The 18,603-nt window shown below is 64.9% G+C and carries 20 protein-coding genes; 10 read left to right on the top strand and 10 right to left on the bottom strand.

Going from position 1 to position 18,603, the window contains the following annotated elements; genetic code table 11:
• The first annotated feature begins 325 nt into the window (after nt 1–325).
• Nucleotides 326–943 (top strand): hypothetical protein, encoded by a 618-nt coding sequence (locus tag LB538_RS22615; RefSeq protein ID WP_224529539.1) that lies wholly within the window; start codon nt 326–328, stop codon nt 941–943.
• On the opposite strand, the gene LB538_RS22610 is transcribed toward LB538_RS22615, so the two are convergent.
• The 4 genes from LB538_RS22610 to LB538_RS22595 form a co-directional block, all read right to left on the bottom strand.
• Nucleotides 838–1,596, bottom strand: coding sequence for a slipin family protein (locus tag LB538_RS22610; RefSeq protein ID WP_095768310.1), 759 nt, complete (start codon nt 1,594–1,596; stop codon nt 838–840). The two genes, LB538_RS22615 and LB538_RS22610, sit on opposite strands and share 106 nt — an antisense overlap.
• Nucleotides 1,593–2,957, bottom strand: a complete 1,365-nt coding sequence (locus tag LB538_RS22605) for an NfeD family protein (RefSeq protein WP_224529541.1) — start codon at nt 2,955–2,957, stop codon at nt 1,593–1,595. The genes LB538_RS22610 and LB538_RS22605 overlap by 4 nt, the downstream gene beginning before the upstream one ends.
• 215 nt (nt 2,958–3,172) lie before the next feature.
• The gene (locus tag LB538_RS22600) at nt 3,173–3,478 is read right to left on the bottom strand and encodes a hypothetical protein (protein ID WP_095768308.1); all 306 of its coding nucleotides are present in this window, start codon (nt 3,476–3,478) and stop codon (nt 3,173–3,175) included.
• A gap of 284 nt (nt 3,479–3,762) precedes the next feature.
• Nucleotides 3,763–5,193, bottom strand: coding sequence for an MFS transporter (locus LB538_RS22595; protein ID WP_224529542.1), 1,431 nt, complete (start codon nt 5,191–5,193; stop codon nt 3,763–3,765).
• 132 nt (nt 5,194–5,325) lie between these two features.
• Here LB538_RS22595 and LB538_RS22590 point away from each other — a divergent pair, with 132 nt between their 5' ends.
• Complete coding sequence (locus LB538_RS22590) at nt 5,326–6,255, top strand: LysR family transcriptional regulator (protein WP_224529543.1); 930 nt, start codon at nt 5,326–5,328, stop codon at nt 6,253–6,255.
• 469 nt (nt 6,256–6,724) lie between these two features.
• Complete coding sequence (locus LB538_RS22585; RefSeq protein ID WP_095768306.1) at nt 6,725–6,952, top strand: hypothetical protein; 228 nt, start codon at nt 6,725–6,727, stop codon at nt 6,950–6,952.
• Nucleotides 6,953–7,033: 81 nt separating this feature from the next.
• Here the strand turns inward: LB538_RS22585 and LB538_RS22580 are convergent, their stop codons facing one another.
• On the bottom strand, nt 7,034–7,363 hold the full coding sequence (locus tag LB538_RS22580) for a hypothetical protein (protein ID WP_224529544.1): 330 nt from the start codon (nt 7,361–7,363) through the stop codon (nt 7,034–7,036).
• A gap of 627 nt (nt 7,364–7,990) precedes the next feature.
• On the opposite strand from LB538_RS22580, the gene LB538_RS22575 reads away from it, so the two are divergent.
• Together LB538_RS22575 and LB538_RS22570 are read left to right on the top strand one after the other, a co-directional pair.
• On the top strand, nt 7,991–9,985 hold the full coding sequence (locus LB538_RS22575) for an acyltransferase family protein (RefSeq protein WP_224529546.1): 1,995 nt from the start codon (nt 7,991–7,993) through the stop codon (nt 9,983–9,985).
• 219 nt (nt 9,986–10,204) lie between these two features.
• The gene (locus LB538_RS22570; RefSeq protein ID WP_224529552.1) at nt 10,205–11,359 is read left to right on the top strand and encodes a transposase; all 1,155 of its coding nucleotides are present in this window, start codon (nt 10,205–10,207) and stop codon (nt 11,357–11,359) included.
• Between the two features lie 354 nt (nt 11,360–11,713).
• Here the strand turns inward: LB538_RS22570 and LB538_RS22565 are convergent, their stop codons facing one another.
• The gene (locus tag LB538_RS22565; RefSeq protein ID WP_224529553.1) at nt 11,714–12,067 is read right to left on the bottom strand and encodes a cupin domain-containing protein; all 354 of its coding nucleotides are present in this window, start codon (nt 12,065–12,067) and stop codon (nt 11,714–11,716) included.
• 243 nt (nt 12,068–12,310) lie between these two features.
• On the opposite strand from LB538_RS22565, the gene LB538_RS22560 reads away from it, so the two are divergent.
• The 4 genes from LB538_RS22560 (at nt 12,311) to LB538_RS22545 (ending at nt 14,973) form a co-directional block, all read left to right on the top strand.
• A complete protein-coding gene (locus tag LB538_RS22560; protein WP_224529561.1) occupies nt 12,311–12,622 on the top strand; it encodes a hypothetical protein in 312 nt (103 codons plus the stop codon).
• A gap of 151 nt (nt 12,623–12,773) precedes the next feature.
• On the top strand, nt 12,774–13,094 hold the full coding sequence (locus LB538_RS22555) for a hypothetical protein (RefSeq protein ID WP_224529565.1): 321 nt from the start codon (nt 12,774–12,776) through the stop codon (nt 13,092–13,094).
• Between the two features lie 147 nt (nt 13,095–13,241).
• Complete coding sequence (locus tag LB538_RS22550; RefSeq protein ID WP_224529568.1) at nt 13,242–13,574, top strand: hypothetical protein; 333 nt, start codon at nt 13,242–13,244, stop codon at nt 13,572–13,574.
• 106 nt (nt 13,575–13,680) lie between these two features.
• Nucleotides 13,681–14,973 (top strand): DUF763 domain-containing protein, encoded by a 1,293-nt coding sequence (locus LB538_RS22545; protein WP_224529572.1) that lies wholly within the window; start codon nt 13,681–13,683, stop codon nt 14,971–14,973.
• Here LB538_RS22545 and LB538_RS22540 read toward each other — a convergent pair.
• The 4 genes from LB538_RS22540 to LB538_RS22525 form a co-directional block, all read right to left on the bottom strand.
• Nucleotides 14,964–15,569, bottom strand: coding sequence for a tetratricopeptide repeat protein (locus LB538_RS22540; RefSeq protein ID WP_224529574.1), 606 nt, complete (start codon nt 15,567–15,569; stop codon nt 14,964–14,966). The two genes, LB538_RS22545 and LB538_RS22540, sit on opposite strands and share 10 nt — an antisense overlap.
• Before the next feature lie 10 nt (nt 15,570–15,579).
• A complete protein-coding gene (locus tag LB538_RS22535) occupies nt 15,580–16,176 on the bottom strand; it encodes a DUF6456 domain-containing protein (RefSeq protein ID WP_224529575.1) in 597 nt (198 codons plus the stop codon).
• 121 nt (nt 16,177–16,297) lie between these two features.
• The gene (locus tag LB538_RS22530) at nt 16,298–17,140 is read right to left on the bottom strand and encodes a GcrA cell cycle regulator (RefSeq protein ID WP_224529577.1); all 843 of its coding nucleotides are present in this window, start codon (nt 17,138–17,140) and stop codon (nt 16,298–16,300) included.
• 108 nt (nt 17,141–17,248) lie between these two features.
• The gene (locus LB538_RS22525; RefSeq protein WP_224529580.1) at nt 17,249–17,680 is read right to left on the bottom strand and encodes a hypothetical protein; all 432 of its coding nucleotides are present in this window, start codon (nt 17,678–17,680) and stop codon (nt 17,249–17,251) included.
• 205 nt (nt 17,681–17,885) lie between these two features.
• Here LB538_RS22525 and LB538_RS22520 point away from each other — a divergent pair, with 205 nt between their 5' ends.
• A complete protein-coding gene (locus tag LB538_RS22520; RefSeq protein ID WP_224529581.1) occupies nt 17,886–18,518 on the top strand; it encodes a helix-turn-helix transcriptional regulator in 633 nt (210 codons plus the stop codon).
• Nucleotides 18,519–18,603 lie beyond the last annotated feature (85 nt).

Raw genomic sequence — 18,603 nt, 5'->3', positions numbered from 1 at the left:
CTCCTTGCAATCGTCGGCGGTCGGATTTGTCGTCAATACCTGGTGCAATCGCCGTCGCCGGCAACGCCGCGGACGAACCCGAGCGCTATCGCGCGCGTTTTGCGACGAAGGAGGTCGCCCGGTTGCGCATGGCAGGCCTAAACTTCCGCAATGAAATCGTGACGAGGCCGGGCGGCTCGCAGATCTTGCTGGTCGACTCTTTGGCAATCTGCTGGAATTGTTCGAGCCGGCCAAGAGCACTTAAGCGAGATCCATTCAGGAGAGATTGGCCGCTCGCCGACTTTCGCCAATATCTATATGATGCCCGCCACGGTGGGGATCGACTATGAAAAGCGCACTGGCAATCGTCACACTTGCCCTTCTAGCCACCCCTTCCGCCCATGCCGCGCCTTGCGCCTGGTCCGCCCGGATGGAGGAGGACGAAGGCGGCAGCGTGATGACGGCTTCCGTGTGCGGCGGGCCGAAGGGCGATGCGCGTCTGATGCTGGCCTGCTTCGATAAGCCGGTGCTGAGCTATGATCTCGGCGCCGAGGGCGGGCAGCTGGAGCCCGGCATCGGCGGATCCTTCACCTTCAAGGCCGGCGGCAAGAGCGTGACCAAAAAGCTCGAGCTCGAGGCGATGTACAATTACTTCACGGCAGACCTGTCCGGCCCTTCCGACCCGTTGCTGGCGCTGCTGCGGGGAAAGGGCGAGGTGACGATCTCGGCCGACAAATACCTTTCCGCTGAAAGGCTCAGGTGCTGCGGATCGGCAAGGTGCTGGCAGAATGCGGCAAGGGTTCGGGCGGCGAGGCTGATTGACTCTACCGACGAGGGAAGACCGGCAGCGTCAATGCCTCATTTGCCCTGGCCCTTCATGAACTGCCCGAGCAATTCCACCGGCAGCGGGAATACCACCGTGGACGAGCGCTCGCCGGCGATGTCGTGCAGGGCCTCGAAATAGCGCAGCTGCATGGCCTGCGGCTCGGCCGCAAGCATGCGGCCGGCCTCGACCAGCTTCGCCGCCGCCTGCTGCTCGCCGTCGGCATTGATCACCTTGGCGCGGCGCAGCCGCTCGGCCTCGGCCTGCTTGGCGATGGCGCGGATCATGCTTTCGTTCAGGTCGACATGCTTGATCTCGACATTGGAGACCTTGATGCCCCAGGCATCGGTGCGCTGGTCGAGGATCTCCTGGATATCGCTGTTGAGCTTGTCGCGTTCGGCTAGCATCTCGTCGAGCTCATGCTTGCCGAGCACCGAGCGCAACGTGGTCTGCGCCAGCTGGTTGGTCGCGGCCATGAAATCCTCAACCTGGATGATTGCCCGCTCGGCGTCGACGATGCGGAAATAGAGCACGGCATTGACCTTGACCGAGACGTTGTCGCGCGAGATGACATCCTGCGGCGGAACATCCTGGACGACCACGCGCAGATCGACCCGCACCATCTGCTGGACGAACGGGATGAGGATGATGAGGCCAGGGCCCTTGACCCCGGTGAAGCGGCCGAGCGTGAAGACCACGCCGCGTTCATATTCCCTTAGGATGCGGATGGCAGCCGCCAGGAAGATGATCACCAGCAGCGCAATGATGAGATAGGCCACGTAACCGACCATCATTTCACTCCGTTGTTGCTCGCATCGCGACGCCGCACGGTCAGCACGAGGTCGCTGACGTCGGTCACCTCAACGCTGTCGCCGGGTGCGACCGGTTCGTCGGCCCTCGCCCGCCAACGCTCGCCCAAAGCCAGCACATGGCCCTCACCGCCCTGCCAGTCGACGATCTCGACGGGCAGGCCGCGCATCGCCTCGCCGCCGACGCGCGGCGGTTTCTTGCGCGCCGCCCAGACATAGGTTCCGGTGAGCAGCGCCAGCCCGAGCGTCAGCACGGCGGCGGGGCCGATGACCGCCCACGACATGGCAAAGCCCGGCCCTTCGATCCTGAGCAGCATGGCCGAGCCGAGCAGGAAAGCGGCGACGCCGCCCAACCCCAGAACCACGGTGGGGTTGAAGGCCTCGATGATCAGGAAGGCGATGCCGAGCACCATCAGCGCCAGGCCGGTATAGTTGATCGGCAAGAGGTTGAGCGCATAGAGCCCGAGCACCAGGCAGATGGTGCCAATGACGCCGGGCGCCACGGCGCCCGGGCTGGTGAACTCGAAGACGAGGCCATAGACGCCGACCAGCATCAGGATGACGGCGGTGTTCGGGTCGGTGATGACGGAGAGCAGCCGTATGAACCAGCCAGGCTCCAGCGTCTCGACCGGCAGCCCTTTCGTCGCCAGCACTTTCTTGGCGCCGGCGACATCGACGGTGCGCCCGTCGGCAAGCTGCAGCAACTCGGTAGTGTCGCGGGCGACGAAGTCGATGACATGCTCCTGCAGGGCGGCGTTGGCCGACAAGCTCGCTGCCTCGCGCACCGCCTTCTCGCCCCAGTCGCCGTTGCGGCCGCGCATCTCGGCGAGCGAGCGGATGAGCGCGACCGCGTCATTGGTCACCTTGGCCATCATCTCGTCGCCGGGCGGCTCGGCGACGCCCTCCTGGTTCTTGTCCTTGTCGCCGCCCGGCAGCGACGGCAGCCCGCCTATCTCGACCGGCGTCGCCGCGCCCAGATTGGTGCCCGGCGCCATCGCCGCGACATGGGTTGCGTAAAGAATGTAGGTGCCGGCGCTCGCCGCATGGCCGCCGGCCGGCGCGACGTAGCCGATGACGGGCACGGGCGAGGCCAGAATGTCGGCGATCATCTCGCGCATCGAGGTGACCAGGCCGCCCGGCGTGTCGAGCTGAAGGACGAGCACTTCGGCGTTGCGTTGAGCAGCAGTATCGAGCGCCTCCTCGAGCTGCCTGGTGCTGGCCGGCCCGATAGCGCCGTCAATGGCAACGCTCAACGCGACCTTCCCGCTCCCGGTCGAGGAGAAGGAAGAAACGGCAGCCGCGGCCAGGAGGGCAACGGCGAAAAGGGCCACCCGCGCGAAGGTCACGCTCGAAGCTCCATGAGCTCAAATATGGGTTGTGCCGTGGCGAAGTCCAATGGGCGTCGAAGGGCGCCTGCGCCAACCGTCGGCGGCTGCGGTTGGGCGCCATGCTTCAGGCCAGCGCGCTGAAAGCGCTGCGCAGCGGAATCGGTCCTGAAGAGACAAATCGGAAAAAAGCGCTCCCGGCCCGTGTCTGATCGCACGAGCCGGGGCGCGGGGCGTCAATAGTCGGAGCCGCCCTCGACGACGACCCGACGATGATGGTGCCGGTGGATCGAACTCGTGACGACCACGTCCTGACGACGGTGATGGCGATAACGCCAGCTACGCTTGCCATTGTCATAGAAGGCGACCGTGCCGTGATGGCGGTGATGCAAGCGATGGCCCTCGTCATTGATGATGATGGCGGGGCGGTGATGATAATGATGCCTGTGATGCGTCCTGATGACGACATCGGCCTCGGCCGCCGAAGCGACGGCGGGTGCGGCGACGCAGAGCGCCAGGGCAGCAAGAAGCACTGTTTTCATTGCTTTATTCCTGATTCCTGAATCATCCCTTCGGCTGGGTAAACCGCTGCCTGTCGCTTTGGTTCCGGGGAGGAAGACATGCGCCATCCGGTCCGGCGCGCGGTCGAGATCGGGTGGGAGGATGGGCCGGCGCCGCAGTGGGCGGGGGTTCGTTGGGATAGCTGAGGCACCGGCCGAAGGCGGAATGGGCACCGCCGCGTGTCAGAATATGCTCCCCGTGCGGTGACGAAATTGCGCGATCGCGGAAGGGACGGCGTGGCGCCGAAGCTGCCGCTCTCCCCAGATTACGCGATCCGCCCTCTCCGCCCAGCCACCGCTATCGCGACCGCCAACGCCACCAACCCCGTGGCCGCCGCGAAGGTGAACCCCATGCCGCCGGCGACCGCTGCCGGCGATGCCGTCGCGACATCCTTGGTGCCCACGGCGAAGGCGAACACCGCGCCCATCACCGCCGTGCCGGTAACAAGGCCGAGATTGCGCGACAGGCTCAGCATGCCCGACACCACGCCGCGCTCGGAGCTGTCGACGTCGGCCATGACGGCGGTGTTGTTGGCCGCCTGGAAGAGTTGGTAGCCGGGCGTCAGCAGGATGATCGCCGCCACGTAGCCGACGACACCGAAGACGCCCGGCAGCACGGCGAGCGCGACGCAGCCGGCGACCATCAGCACCAGCCCGGCCATGACCATCGCGGCAGCGCCGAGGCGGTCGACGACACGCCCGGCAATGATGCCGCAGAACGCCGAGACCACGGGCCCGATCGACATCACGGCTCCGGTCGCAGCGTCGCCGAGGCTCAGCGCACGCGACAGGAAAAACGGGCCGACGACCAGCGTGGCCATCATCACCGTGGAGACCAGCGCGTTCATGGCGAGGCTCGGCGCCAGCACCGGGTCGCGCAACAGCGCGAGCTTGACCAGCGGCGACGCCACCTTGGCCTCGGCGACGACGAACAGCGCCGCGCCAACAATTGCCCCGCCGAGCAGCGCCATGTTCAGACCACCGAAATGACCGCGCCCCATAGTCATGGCCAGCGCGTAGGCGGCAAGCGTGGCGGCAAGCAGCAGCGTCCCCAGCATATCGAAACGCGCGGCTCCCTTCGCCTCTGCGCGGTCGATGCCCGCCCCTTTGTCGCCCGGTAAAAAGCGCCAGGCGGCCAGCAGCCCGACGGCGCCGAGCGCGGCGTTGACGAGGAAGATCGAGCGCCAGCCGAGAGCTGCGATCAGCACGCCCCCGAGCGAGGGCCCAAGCGCCGTGCCGATCGCCGACATGGTGCCGAGCAAGCCCATGGCGCTGCCGGTGCGTTGCTTCGGCACCGTCTCGCCGACGAGGGCTATCGTGAGCGCCATCATCACCGCGGCGCCCAGGCCTTGCACGGCGCGGGCTGCGACCAGCATCGCCAGCGACGGCGCGAGCGCGGCGGCAAACGAAGCGGCGCTGAAAAGCGCCAGGCCGGCGATCAGCAGCAGCCGGCGGCCGACGACATCGCCGAGGCGCCCGATGCTGACGATCAGCGCCGTGATGGCGAGCAGATAGGCAAGCACCACCCATTGCACCGCCGCAAACGACGCGGCGAAGGCCACGCTCAGCGTCGGCAGCGCGACATTGGCGATGCTGGTGCCGAGCGAGGAGACGAGCATGGCAAGCGACAGGCCAGCCAGCGCGCCCGCCGTCGAATGGCGCACGGGCGCAGCCCGGGTTTCGGCAATGTCGACCATGATTTCTTCTCCGTCGGTTGAACTCGCGGGGAAGATAGGCGTGCGCATGACATGGCGGAACACGCAGCGTATGCACTTGAACAGTGCATCAGACGCCATGCCGCTTTGACAAATCCGTGCTATGGTCGCGCCATGCCGCGACCCGATCTCAACCTGCTCGTCACGCTTGATGTGCTGCTTGCCGAAGGCAGCGTCGCCAAAGCCGCGCGGCGCATGAAGCTCAGCCCTTCGGCAATGAGCCGGGCCCTGGCGAGGCTGCGCGAGGCGACCGGTGACCCGCTTCTGGTGCGTGCCGGGCGCGGCCTGGTGCCGACGCCGCGCGCTGTCGAGCTCGGAGGGCAGGTCGGGCGGCTGGTGAAGGAGGCGGAAGCGGTGCTGCGGCCCGCTGAGCGGCTCGACCTCGCGCGGCTTGGCCGCAGCTTCACGCTGCGAAACAGCGATGGTTTCGTCGAAAATTTCGGCCCGGCGCTGCTCGCCCGCGTGGCTGAGGAAGCGCCGGGCGTGCAACTGCGTTTCGTGCCCAAGCCCGACAAGGACAGCGGCCCGATGCGCGAGGGCGCGGTCGATCTGGAGACCGGCGTGGTGGGCGGTTCGACCGGGCCGGAGGTGCGCGCGCAGGCGCTGTTCCGCGACCGCTTTGTCGGCGTCGCGCGGGCCGGCCATCCTTTGTGCGAAGGCCGGATCACCGCCGCGCGCTTCGCCGCCGGCCGGCACATACTGATCTCTCGCCGCGGGCTCGACCGCGGCCCGGTGGACGACGCCTTGCAGCTCGCCGGACTGACGCGAAGGGTTGCGACCGTGGTCGGCGGCTTTGCCGAAGCGCTGGCATTGGCGCGGGGCTCCGATCTCATCGCCACCGTGCCGGAGCGCTATACGGGCACCCTGCGCGACGGGCTGTTCACCTTCACGCTGCCGGTGAAGCTCGCCGCGCTGACGGTCTCGCTCTTGTGGCACCCGAGGCTCGACGCCGATCCGGCGCATCGCTGGCTGCGCGGGCTGGTGAAAGAGGTGTGCCGCCTTTCCTCTCCGTCGTTTCGCGAGGGCGAGGAACCCATGCCCTGATACGCCGCGGCATCGCGGAACCAACCGCGCGTTGCAGGCGATGCCGTTATCATATTAGCTTCTACTAAAGTATACTGTCGTACGCAGGACTTACCGTATCTCTCATGGAACCCGCGGCATAGTCAGCGCGTTGCCGGGCGCGCGTGAAATAGCCGGAGGCTCGCTTGAGCGAATTCAGGAAGTTCGCCTGCCCCCGGTGCCTGGGCGCCGGCAAGGTGTTCGAGTGCGAGAAACAGGTGGCGTCGAACGGCGCATGCTGTCCCTCTGGCGCGTTGCGCCACAATTGCCCTGGACAACGGGCTTCCTGCCAGGCCTGCAACGGAACCGGCCTGCGCGGCTACGGCGCGCCCTCTGCTATAGAGGACTAAACCCGGCCGGCTTCGCTTTCGCTACACCCGGGAGTCTTGCCTTTCATTCGTAACTTCTAATAAAATGTATAAGGGCGAGAGCGGAGCGGCGGGCGCCCCGCATGACAATCTATCGTGTCGAGGAAATGGACGGCGAAGCCGTCGTCGCGGTCCATTCGGCCGCAGCAAAGACGCCTTTCGAAGCGGCTGAGAAGGCGCTTGGCCAGAAAGTCACTTTGCGCGCCGGCGCCGACAGATGGGTCCGCGTCGTCGATCTCACCGAGCGGCCGAAACCGGTCAGGCTCAGGCCCACGACATTCGAATTCAAGGCTATAGGCCAAAGAAAATAGCGCGCTTCGTTTTGCATTGGCGCCAGTGTGCACGAAGCGCGGCGAAGTCGCCGAGCAAACCGCCACGCACTTTTCCTGGCTTTAAGTGCTGGCGCCGCCCATCAGCGCGGCGACCAGGGTCGCCAAGAACACGAGCAGCCCCAAAGCGACCCGGTCCAGCCATGACCGCCGTCTGGCAAGAACCTCGAACAACCGTTTGGCCATCGCAACTTCCCCCATTCGGCGACACTCTATCACGTCTTTGATGAGCGGGTCATGAAACGGCTCACAGATAGATTCGATGCCGCTTTCAAGCGGAATCCCGTCGTCGCCGGGCATCAATGCCGTACTGCCGAATTGCACCCAAAAAAAGTCGGGGTCGAAGCGATATGCCGGCCGGCGAAAAATCAGCCTATTCAAGCGGATAGGCATATGCGCGGCGCTGCCTGGTGGATGTCTGAAAAGCCCGGAATTCCGCCATTTCGTGGCTTTTGGCCGTGTCCCCGGCACGGCTGCAAAGCGCGCTTCGAGGACGAAAAGGCGGCTAAAAAGGCGCTTCCGGGCCGCTGTCCGGCGAAGTTGACAGGGCACCGCGCCAATGGCACTCGGCAACCACTGGTCACGCCATGACCGTTGCTGTTGGGGACGGACGGGGTTTCAGCAGCTTGGCGGCGGCGCCGGACGGGCGGACACCTCGAGGTGTACCGCCCGCTCCTGGCCAGCCTCAATTTTCAAGCCGGATATCGCGGGACCAAGCCGGAGCGTCACCGCCCCGATTCAACGCTGACCGACAACGGCACCGCGGCCGCCAGTTCCCGGCGCCTGTCTGGCATCGGCCTCAAATATCGCCCAACCAGGCCTACCGACGGCATCGGCGCGTGATCGGATCGGATCTCAGAACGTGAAGTCCGAGGATGGCACTGCGGCCGTCACCGCCGAAAGCCTGTCACGCCCTCCCTTTATGTTGCACCGCGTTAGATTTGTTGCATTGCGATATGAGCCCGCAGGCGCAAGTCTTCCCCAAGGCGGGATACGAACGAGCTTGCGAGGTTCGTATTCGTGTCAGCATCAGCGCAGGATTTCCGGCCCGACATAGAAGGGTTGCGGGCGGTGGCCGTGGCGGGCGTCATCGCCTACCATTTCGGCCTGACCGCGCTGCCCGGCGGCTTTGCCGGGGTCGACATCTTCTTCGTCATCTCGGGCTATCTGATCACCCGCCATCTGGTCGCCGAGATTTCCGGCACCGGCCGGCTCGACCTTCTGCGTTTCTACGCCCGGCGCGCGCGGCGCCTGCTGCCGGCGGCACTTTTCGTCATCGTCACCACACTTGCCGCCGGCGCGGTCTTCCTGTCGCCGGAAGAACAGGCGCTCTATTCCAAGGGCGCCATGTTCGCCTCGGCCTACATGATCAATCTGTGGCTGATCCGCTGGTCGTTCGACTATTTCGCCAATGACGCCGCGAGCAACCCGTTCATCCATTACTGGTCGCTGTCGGTCGAGGAACAATTCTACCTCGCCTGGCCGGCGCTGCTGATGCTGGCCGCCTGGCTGAAGCCGGGCAAACGCTCGATTGTCATTGCAATCGCCGCGGCCGGCCTCGTCTCCTTTGTCCTCTGCGCCTGGCTGACGAGCGTATCGCCACCCTGGGCGTTCTACTTTTCGCCGCTGCGCGCATGGGAATTTGCCGCCGGCGGCCTCGCATCGATGGTGCCGGCGCGGCTGTTGCAGGAGCGTCCGCGGCTGGGGCGGGCGTTGAGCCTGGCCGGACTGGCGATGATCGGGGCCGCTTATCTCACCTTCAGCGAGGACGCTCCCTTCCCCGGCTTTCTGGCGCTTCTGCCGGTGGCCGGCACAGTCCTTCTGCTCAAGGCGGGAGCGGCCGGCGTCAGGGACGGCACTCCTCGTTTGCGCAATTCCGAACGGAACTGCGTGAACGCCGCCCTGGCGCTGCCGTCTTTGCAATGGATCGGCAGGCTCTCCTATTCGCTCTATCTCTGGCATTGGCCGATCATCGTCTATGCCGGCATGCTGGCGCCGGAGCTGACGCCTCCCGAGCGGCTCTATTGCCTTGCGCTGACACTCGCGCTGTCCGTCCTCAGCTACCACCTCATCGAGAACCCGATCCGTCGCAGCGGCTGGCTGATGGCCAATGCGGCGCGGGCGCTGGTGCCGGCCCTCCTCCTGACCGGCACCGGCGTCGCAGCCGCCTACGGCAATGCCAGGCTCGCCGCGCATGATCTCGACCCGCGGCAGCGCATCATCGCCGCGAGCGCCGCCGAACCCTCCACGGCCCGCGCCAAAGCAGGCTGCGTGCTGGACTACGAGACGGTCACGCCGATCCCTTGTGTGTTCGGCGACGGCCGGCGCACCATAGCCCTGTTCGGCGACTCCCACGCCGACCACTGGTCGACGCCGCTGATCGAGGCGGGCCGGAAAAACGGCTACCGGGTGATGACCTGGCTGAAAAACTCGTGCCGCGCCTCGCGCATCAGCGTCTGGTCGGCCGAGCTGAAGCGCGCCTACGCAGAATGCGACCGCTGGCGCGAGCAGGCGATCAAGGAGATCATCGAGGCGAGACCGGCGCTGGTGGTCATATCGGAACTGGCGCTGAGCAGCGGGCGCAAGATGGCGGGGCGCGACGGCGATACGGACGATCAGGACGCCGACTGGCGGGCCGGCCTGCGCTCCACGCTCACCAGCCTGAGCCAGGCCGGCCTCAAGGTCGCCTTCATCCGCGACGTGCCATTCAACAACGCGAATGTCGACACCTGCGTGGCGCGGGCGCTTTGGCGGAACGAAACACCCTCGCGCTGCGACCAGACGCGGGCCTATGCCGCCAACGACAAGATGGCGGCGGTGGAGCGCGATATTGTCGACAGCATCCCCAACGCTGCTTACGTCGACCTCACCGACCGCTTCTGCACCGCCACCATTTGCCACGTCTTCATCGACGGCAAGCTCGCCTTCCGCGACCGGCACCATATGGCGACACCCTTCGCGAAATCGCTGGAGCCGGACGTGGAGAAGAGGGTGATTTCGAAGGTGGGAAGGTGAAGCTGCCAATCTCCCCCTTGTGGGCTACGGCATGCACACATTTCCAAGCGGCTGGCCTTTGGCGATAGCGTGCATGGCAGCTTGGCGCATGCATTGTCCTATGTAGCGCTGGTCGACCCCCACTCCGTCTCGGCTTCGCCGAGCCACCTCTCCCCCGATCGACCATAAGCGCTAAGATAGGGATTGCGGCGCGGAATCGATTGTGATTCTACGCTGGGGATGACACACGAATCGCTTGTTGATGACGGCTGGGCCGAGACAGACGGCTGGGCCGAGACACTTGAGCTTCTCGGCGGCGAAGAGTTGATCGCAGAAAGTGCGCGTGAGACGAAGGCATTCCTGCGCCCGCGCGGCATCAGGTCGGCGAGCGACCTGTTGCGCCTGACGCTGGCTTACTGCCTTGGCAAGGTAGGGATGCGGGGCGTCGTGGCCTGGGCGGCGGCGAGCGGGATTGCCGACATTTCGGACGTGGCCTTGCTCGGCCGGCTGCGCAACGCAGGGCCATGGCTGCAGCAGTTGATCGGGCATCTTTTGCAGCGCGAAGAGAAAGACCTGACCAAGGGCCGGCTGATCCGCATCCTCGATGCGACGGCAGTTGCCAAGGCCGGTGCGCATGAGAAGAAGAACAATGGCCTTTGGCGCATGCACTGCGCCTTCGAGCTTGAGCGCGAGCGGTTCGATTTCCTCGAGATCACCGACCAGAGCGAGGCCGAGCTGATCGACCGCGTGCCGGTGGTGGCGGGCGAGATCCGCATCGGCGACCGCGTCTATCTGCAGGCCGAGCGGATCGCAAAGGTCATAGCGCAAGGCGGCGACGTTGTCGTGCGCGCGTCGTGGAAGAATGCGCGATGGCTCGACGCCAACGGCGAGGCGTTCGATCTCATCGGCCATCTGGAGAGCTGCCGCGAGGAAGTCTTCGAAACGCCTGTCCGGCTGGGCCTCAAGCAGGGCGCGTCGGTGAAGATGCGCCTGATCGCCTTGCGCAAATCCGAGGCCGCGGCACAAGAAGCGCGGCGCAAAATCAACAAGGAAGCCAGGGCCAAGGGCAACAAGGTTCAACCGCAGACGCTGATTGCGGCCGGCTTCGTCATCCTTGTGACCTCGCTGGACCGGGAGGAGTTTGCCGCCGGCACGGTTCTCCAGCTCTATCGCATGCGCTGGCGCATCGAGCTCGCCTTCAAACGCCTGAAGAGCCTGATCGGGCTGCGCGCGCCTCCCGCCAAAGACCCAAGGATCGCAAAGCCTTGGATACTTGCCCACTTCCTCATCGCGCTTGTGACCGAACCCCTCTCGCAGGAGTTGGGTGTCTCTCCCCCTTCAGCGACGGGCGACCGCTGTTGTGGCGTGCTACCCGCCAGATCGTCGCCTCCCTGATCGCAGCGATCTTTACCCAGCCACCCCTGGTAGCCCTGCGCCGAAAGCTCCATGCCTTGCGACACCGATGGCGTGAGCCACCGCGAAAACGCAAGTTTCAAGCCATGCCAAAGCTATCTTAGCGCATATGCCCGATCGACGGGGTAGAGGAAAGGCGCCAAGCTTTTGCCGTCAACGTCCGTCCAGCAACGCTCCCTTCCTTTTTCTCCGGAGGGGGGAAAGGTGGCGCTGCGAAGCAGCGACGGATTGGGGGAACCACCTGGCAATCAAGCTTCGGCCTGATCAGTCACGCCAGCCACAGAGGTTGTGTGCGTAGCGTAGTCGTTGTGGGGAGAGATCAGCAGCTCATGCCCCCTACCCCGCCACAACGACAAAATGCTTCGTCACCGGCTCGAGGATCTTCCACGTCCCTTTGAAATCGGCCTCGACCACGAAAGCATCGCCGGGGCCGACCTCGACCGGCTCGCCGCCGTCGGGCGTGATGATGATGCGGCCGGCGATCATGTGGACGAATTCATAATCGGTGTAGGTGGCGTGATAGGTGCCGGGCGAAGCGCGCCAGGTGCCGGACATCACCTTGCCGTCCTCGGTGGTGTGCTGCACGGCCGTCTGCATGGTCGGCCTGCCCTCCACGACGATCCAGCCCGGCAGGTCGCCGGCCTCGGCATGCTCGACGGCGCCGAATTTGAGAATGGTCTGCTTGGTCATGGGAACTCCTGCGGTTGAGATTTACGTCAGGTGTGGCATAGCCGATGGCGCCAAGGGTGCGCGAGCGATGCTGCGACATCGCGCGACGCGCTATTCCTGGTCCGTGCAGCCTTGCGGGCGAAGCGAGCGTTTTCCCGCATTGGGCTCGTCCCCGCGATAGGGCCGCGCATTTTCCTCGGAACACCGGCCCCGTCGAAACCGTTTATCCCCTGAAGGGGCGTCCTGCAACTCAAGGAGGCAGCGATGAAAAAGCTTCTGCTTGCTTCGATGATCGCCATCGCCTCGGCGTTCGCGATCGCGCCGGCCAGCGCCGGCAGCTTACAACTCGGTATCGGCGTCGGTCCAGGCTATGACGACGACTATTATGGCGGATACTATCCTCACCGCTATTACCGGCATGTCTACGATGATGACGACTACTATGTCCCGCGTCGCGAACGCTATGTGGTCCGCTATCATAGCCGGTATTATGGCGACAATTGCCGGGTCAGGATCGTGAAGCACTGGCGCCATCACCACCGCGTCATCGAAAAAATCCGCATCTGCGAGCGCTGACCGAGCGGTGCCCATGATTGGCTGATCTCCTACTCGCGAGGGAGATGGCCGCCCGCCCATCCCCCGGGATGGGCGGGCGAATATTAGCAATTTGGAACATAACCTGCCTCCGGCGCGTCTATGGGGTGATCAACTCCAGGAGGAGGTAGTTATGAAAACGCTCCTGCTCGCCTCCGTTATAGCCATTGCGTCGGCATTCGCCGTGATCGGCCCGGCCAATGCCGGACGCCTAGAATTCGGGATCGGCATCGGGGACGGTTATTACGACGACGATTACAGGCCATACTATGGTGACGACTATTACATTGACCGCTACATGTATCGGCCGTATTACCACCAATATTACAGTTACAGGCCGCATTACTACCGGAATTACTATTTCCGGCATCACAGGCGCTGCCAAGTCGAATATGTGAGACACTGGCGTCATCACCATCGGGTCTACGAGGCGATCCGCGTCTGTAGGTATTGAACCTCGCTGGCACGGCGGCTGGTTTTCCAGTTAGCCGCTTTGCGACCTACCCCTCGAGGGCGAGCACGCGCGGCGAATATTAGCGATCGGGAACATACGCTTGCAGCGACCGTTTATTTGGTAATCGGCCTTCAGGAGGAGGTTGCCATGAGAAAACTCTTACTTGCTTCGGCGATTGCCATCGCCTCCGCCGCAGCCACAGTCGCGCCTGCGGATGCACAGTTCTTCGGGCCGTTCGGCGGCTTCAGCCCGTTCTTCGGTGTCCCGTTCTACGGCGGCGGCCCGTTCTACGATTACGGCGGCCGCTATTACGGCCCGCGCTACTACGATGACTACTATCCCGGCTACGTGGTCCGCTATCCGCACTACCGGTACCATCGGTATTACAGGCACTACTACATCTATCCCCATCGGTACCACCACAGGCATCATCACCGGCACCATCACAGGCATCACCACGGGTATTATTACCGGTATTAGCGGGCCGGCGGACTGATCTCCCTCCTCGTGGGGGGAGATCGTGTCGGCGCCTTGCAAATTCGCGGCAAAATGCCATCTAATTCTCCGGCATCCACGGAGAACATCCTTGACGCAGCGAAGCGGCAGCGCCGACCTGCCGCTGCATGGCGGGCGGGTCCCGAAGTGGCTGGGCGATCGGATGACGAAGCTCGGCGCGGTGCTGTGCGAGGCGATCATCCACCACTACGGCCGCGATGAGCTTCTGCGGCGTCTGGCGCATCCCTTCTGGTTCCAGTCCTTCGGCGCCGTGATGGGCATGGACTGGCATTCGTCCGGCATTACCACCTCGGTCATCGGCGCGCTGAAACGCGGGCTTAACCCGCTCAGCAACGAGCTCGGCATCCATGTCTGCGGCGGGCGCGGCGCGCATTCGCGCAAGACGCCCGGCGAGTTGCTGGCGATCGGCGAGCGCGTCGGGCTGGACGGCGATGCCCTGGCCACCGCCAGCCGGCTCGTCGCCAAGGTGGACAGCGCCGCCGTGCAGGACGGCTACGACCTCTACCTGCACGGCTTCATTGTCACCGATGACGGGCGCTGGGTGGTGGTGCAGCAAGGCATGAATGGCGATGCTCGCCAGGCACGCCGCTACCACTGGCTGTCGGAGGGGCTGGAAAGCTTCGTCGACCAGCCGCATGCGGCGATCGAAGGCGAGCGCCAGGGCGAGATCGTCAACCTGACCGACCGTCGCGCCGAGAAAGCCCGCGGCGGCCAGATCGCGCTGCTCAAGACGATGAGCCCGGAGAAGATCCTGACCGAGCTCGCGGCGCTGGAGCCGCAACCCGAATCCGAGCCCGCCGCGCAGCCGCTGCTGCCCAACCTCGTCATGCCGGCTCATCACGACGTGCGCGAAAGCGACATCGTCATGCGCCGCCTGCATGGCAACATCGCCTCGGCCATCGAAAGCGGCCCGAAGGATTTTCCTGAATTGCTGCTGGTCCCCGGCGTCGGCCCGCGCACGGTGCGGGCTCTGGCCATGGTGTCGGAAGTGGTGCACGGCGCGCCCTATCGCTTCTCCGACCCGGCGCGCTTCTCCCTCGCCCATGGCGGCAAGGACCGCCACCCCTTCCCCGTGCCGCTGAAGGTCTATGACGAGACGATCACCGTGCTCAAATCGGCGGTGAGCAAGGCCAAGCTCGGAAGAACCGAAGAGTTGGAGGCGCTGAGGCGGCTGGACGGCGAGTCGCGCAGGATGGAGCGGTATGTGACGGGGCCGAGTCTGAAGGAGATTGTCGCCGGCGAGATGGACCAGTCGCATTTGCTAGGCGGGCGGAGTGTGTTCGGGTGGGAGGGGAAGCCGGAGGGACGCGACTTGGAGAGCAGAAGCGGGCCGGGAAGAAAGGGCGGCGATGATCAAGGCTGAGGCTGGGAGAGTGCCCCGGACGCCTCCTTGCTTCCAGCTTCGGCGGCTAGTTTCAGCCACTTCAGACTCTCGGCAGGGTCGGTTCTCACCCCGTCAGCGCCGCTGGCATAAGCCTTTGCAACCATAAGCTGGTACGGCGCAGCAGGATCGGCGCCTTCCTCGGCAACCAGCGGGCCCCTCGAACCGAGCCGATGGAACCAGTATATGGCATCCGCATCACTCTTCGGTATACCGCCCCATCCGTAGGCGTAGATTGATCCTACTAGCATCTGGGCAGATCGATCCCCAAGCTGCGCCAGCGGTTTCAGGTTCGCCAATGCAGCGGTGCCGTCCTCTCGCTTCAGCGCTTGTACACCTCTGTCCATCTCATTGTTTCGCAGCAGCAACAACCCCACGCCAATTGCTACCACCACGACCAGGCCTATCAGGAGCCAAGCAATCAGTCTGGCCCTCGCTTTAGGCATATCCCCACCCGCTACATTTCGAACCGATTGCATTGCTTTAACAACAATACCGACTCCTCGTACCCATAACCATCTTTCGACAACTTGACTGTTGTGTTCTCTGCTTATGGTTATCCCAAGATCAAACAGCACTTTCTAATATTCACCCCGCCTTCGTCCCCATCATACCATAATGCACCGCCAACAGGTCCAGCCCGACCTTCAGCAGCTTCACCACCACGTCGCGCCCTTCGCCGCTGCGTTCGGCGATGGCCTTCACCGACTGGCCTTCGAGGCAGATTTTTCGGACCACTTCAGCCACTTCCCAATGGGCGAGCGCAGCGGCAGCGTGGGCATACGCCCGGCCGGCTGACAGCACCCGGTCCGGGACGCCACCGCCGATCCGGCCGCCGTCGACGCGCTCGCTCCAGGATTGCGGCTGCAGGCCTTCGCGTTGACTACGCTCGAAATCGTCGCGGAAGCGCCCTCCTGCCTCGCGCTGCTGGCGGCTGAGCGAGGTGATACCCACAAGAGGATCGATATTGCGCAGGCGCACGACGCCGCCGGTGGAGGTGTAGCCGCCGTTCGATACCTCGTAGAGGCGGCGCGCTTCCGCCGTACCGGTGGTGAGGCGCTGACGGCCGAAGCCGTCGGGCTTCAGCGCGAAGTCGTGGCCGACCTCGCGGCGGATGCGTACCTGCTCGGCCTCGCCCTTGGGGAGCTTTGGCGGCTGGGGTTTCTTGGCGGCTTTGCGGGGCATGGTGCGGTCCTTGGGTTGGAATTCTAGAGATGTTGGCGCGAGGCACCCCTCATCCGGCTCGGCGCAGAGCGCCGAGCCACCTTCTCCCACAAGGGGAGAAGGGAGAGCCTGCGCCCTCACATCACCTGCCGCGATGGCCGTGAAACCTTGCATGGTGATGGGCGCAGTAGGAGCGCGTGGCCGATGTCGGCAAGCCGCAGCAGAGCATATCCGGGCCCGGGCGCGCGCCTTGGGGGTCGGCTTCGGCATCCTCGCGCATCGCGAGATCGAGCGGCGCGCGGCAGCGGCCGAACAGGCAATCGAGAAAGCGCATGGCCGCGACATGCGGCTGGCGGCCGGGGTTCACCGGAGGCGGCGGCGCCGGGAGCTTATAGAGATGCGCTTCGGATTTTTCGCGGGTACCGGGGGCGAGCCAGGCGGGTGGCAGGGTGCGCGCGGGTTTGCGGGCGTTGGACTTTTTCGACGCGCGGTTGGTACGAGCGCTAATGGCGTCCGGTTTCACGGGAACCGCATAGACCGACACGTCGGTGGGACAGCGCCCCCCTCTGGCCTGCCCGTCCTCCGCAGCAGCTGCGCTGCAGCTGCGGAGGGTGGACCGGCCATCTCCCCCGCTTGCGGGGAGATTGGCAGCTTCCGCGCCGGCGCCCTCTGCCAGCTCGGCGTATCTCGAAAGCACGGCCGGCTCCGTCAGTGCCATCCCTCCGGCCGCCGCCCTGCCCCGCCTGCCCGGACGATCCGGCCGGGCGTGCTTCCTCGGCCTGCCGCCGGCGCGGCCGCCTTTGGGATTGGCGAAGCCGATGGCGCTCAGACCGGCGTTGCGGTGGACGATGCCGATGATAGCGTTGCGCGAGACCGGGCTGCCGCGCAGCGCGCTGAAGCGGCCGGCGATGCGCGAGGCCGACAGCCCTTCCTTCAGCAAAGCGGCGATCTCGTCGATTTCCTTCTCGGTGTAGGCGGCTGCCATCTGCTCATTCCGTTGATTGCGAAGCGCTTGGGGCGAAGCGCCAGCCTTCAGGCCAAGCGCCAAGGTTCGGCCGCGAGGCCGTTTAGTGGTCATCGAAAGGGTTGAAGCTCAGGCGGCGCCTGGAGCGTTCGCCGTTTTAAGGAACGGCGGACGCTCCATCTCGTTTTGGCGCAATTCGGGACGGAAAACCGCTTTGCACCTTTCCTGGAATTGCTCCGGCGCCCCGCCGGTCAGTCGGAGAAGAGCGGCCTCGGCCGCAGCCCGCGTCAGGCCCGACACCGCGCGGCCCGTCTTCCGGTCGAACAGGATGACGGTGCCGTCCTCTGTGCGGATGCAGCTTATGCCCGAATTGGGGGCCGGAGCCGGGGGAGGAACGGCTCCGGCCGTTCCGGTGAACCGGGGTGCGGGCGGTTCAGCCGGAGCCGGGGCAAGCGCCCCGGAATGCGCCCGGACCGGGGAGGAGGACGGTCCGGACGATTGGAATTCGACAGGCAATTCGAACGGGAAAGACGGTTCGAATTGGAAAGGCAACGCGTTCATGCCGCCTCCTTTTGCATGGCGGCGAACGCATCGATGCTCCGCCAGGAATCGATAAGCCCCGAAATGCTCGTCGGCGGCGCCGGAATCACTGGCAGTGCGGAAATGCTTGCGGGATGTTCATTCATGCGCTAAGCGTACGTTATGTACGAAACCCGCGCAAGCGAAATCGTACATTTTGGACGATAATTTTCAGGCATTTTGTACGATGATGGATTCTCGGCACAGATTGCAGCAGGCGCGCGCCCAGGCCGGCTATGCCTCGCCCAGCGATGCGGCGCGGGCCTTGCGCGACATCAACAAGAACACGCTGATCAGCCACGAGAACGGCAACCGGCCGCTGTCGCGCAAGGCGGCGGAGAAGTACGGCCGGCTGTTCGGCGTCGATCCCGGCTGGCTCTTGTTCAACGGGGATGGCACAGAGGCGGCGCCGGTCAATTTCGCCCCCTCGCCCGTCACCATCGATGTGCCGATCGTGTCGTGGATCAGCGCCGGCGAGCTCGGCAGCCAGGACAGCGTCGTCAACCTCTCCGACTATCCGACCATCCCCACCGCCGACCTCGAGGAAGGCGAGTGGATCGCGCTGCGCGTCGACGGGCCGTCGATGAACAAGATCTCGCCGCCGGATTCGATCATCTTCGTCAACCTACGCGACAAGCGGCTGGTGACCAATGGCTGCTACGTGATTTCAGACGAGACGGGACGCGCCACCTACAAGCGCTGGCGCCCGAACGACAATCCGCCCTTCCAGCCGGCATCCTACCTCGACATCCCGCCGCCGGAGCTGGAAGGCGCGATCACGATTATCGGACGGGTGAAGCGGTCGATGATCGATATGTGAGGGGATAGGCCGGTGTCGTCCGGCAAAGGTCACGATCCTCCGCCCCTTTTGTCCTTCTGTCCTTCTGTCCAACCAGGCCAAGCGC

It is taken from the genome of Mesorhizobium sp. Ca11 (assembly GCF_020165275.1).
Taxonomy (GTDB): Bacteria; Pseudomonadota; Alphaproteobacteria; order Rhizobiales; family Rhizobiaceae; genus Mesorhizobium.
Note: the sequence above shows the minus strand (reverse complement) of the source record. Positions and strands in the feature narration are given on the sequence as shown.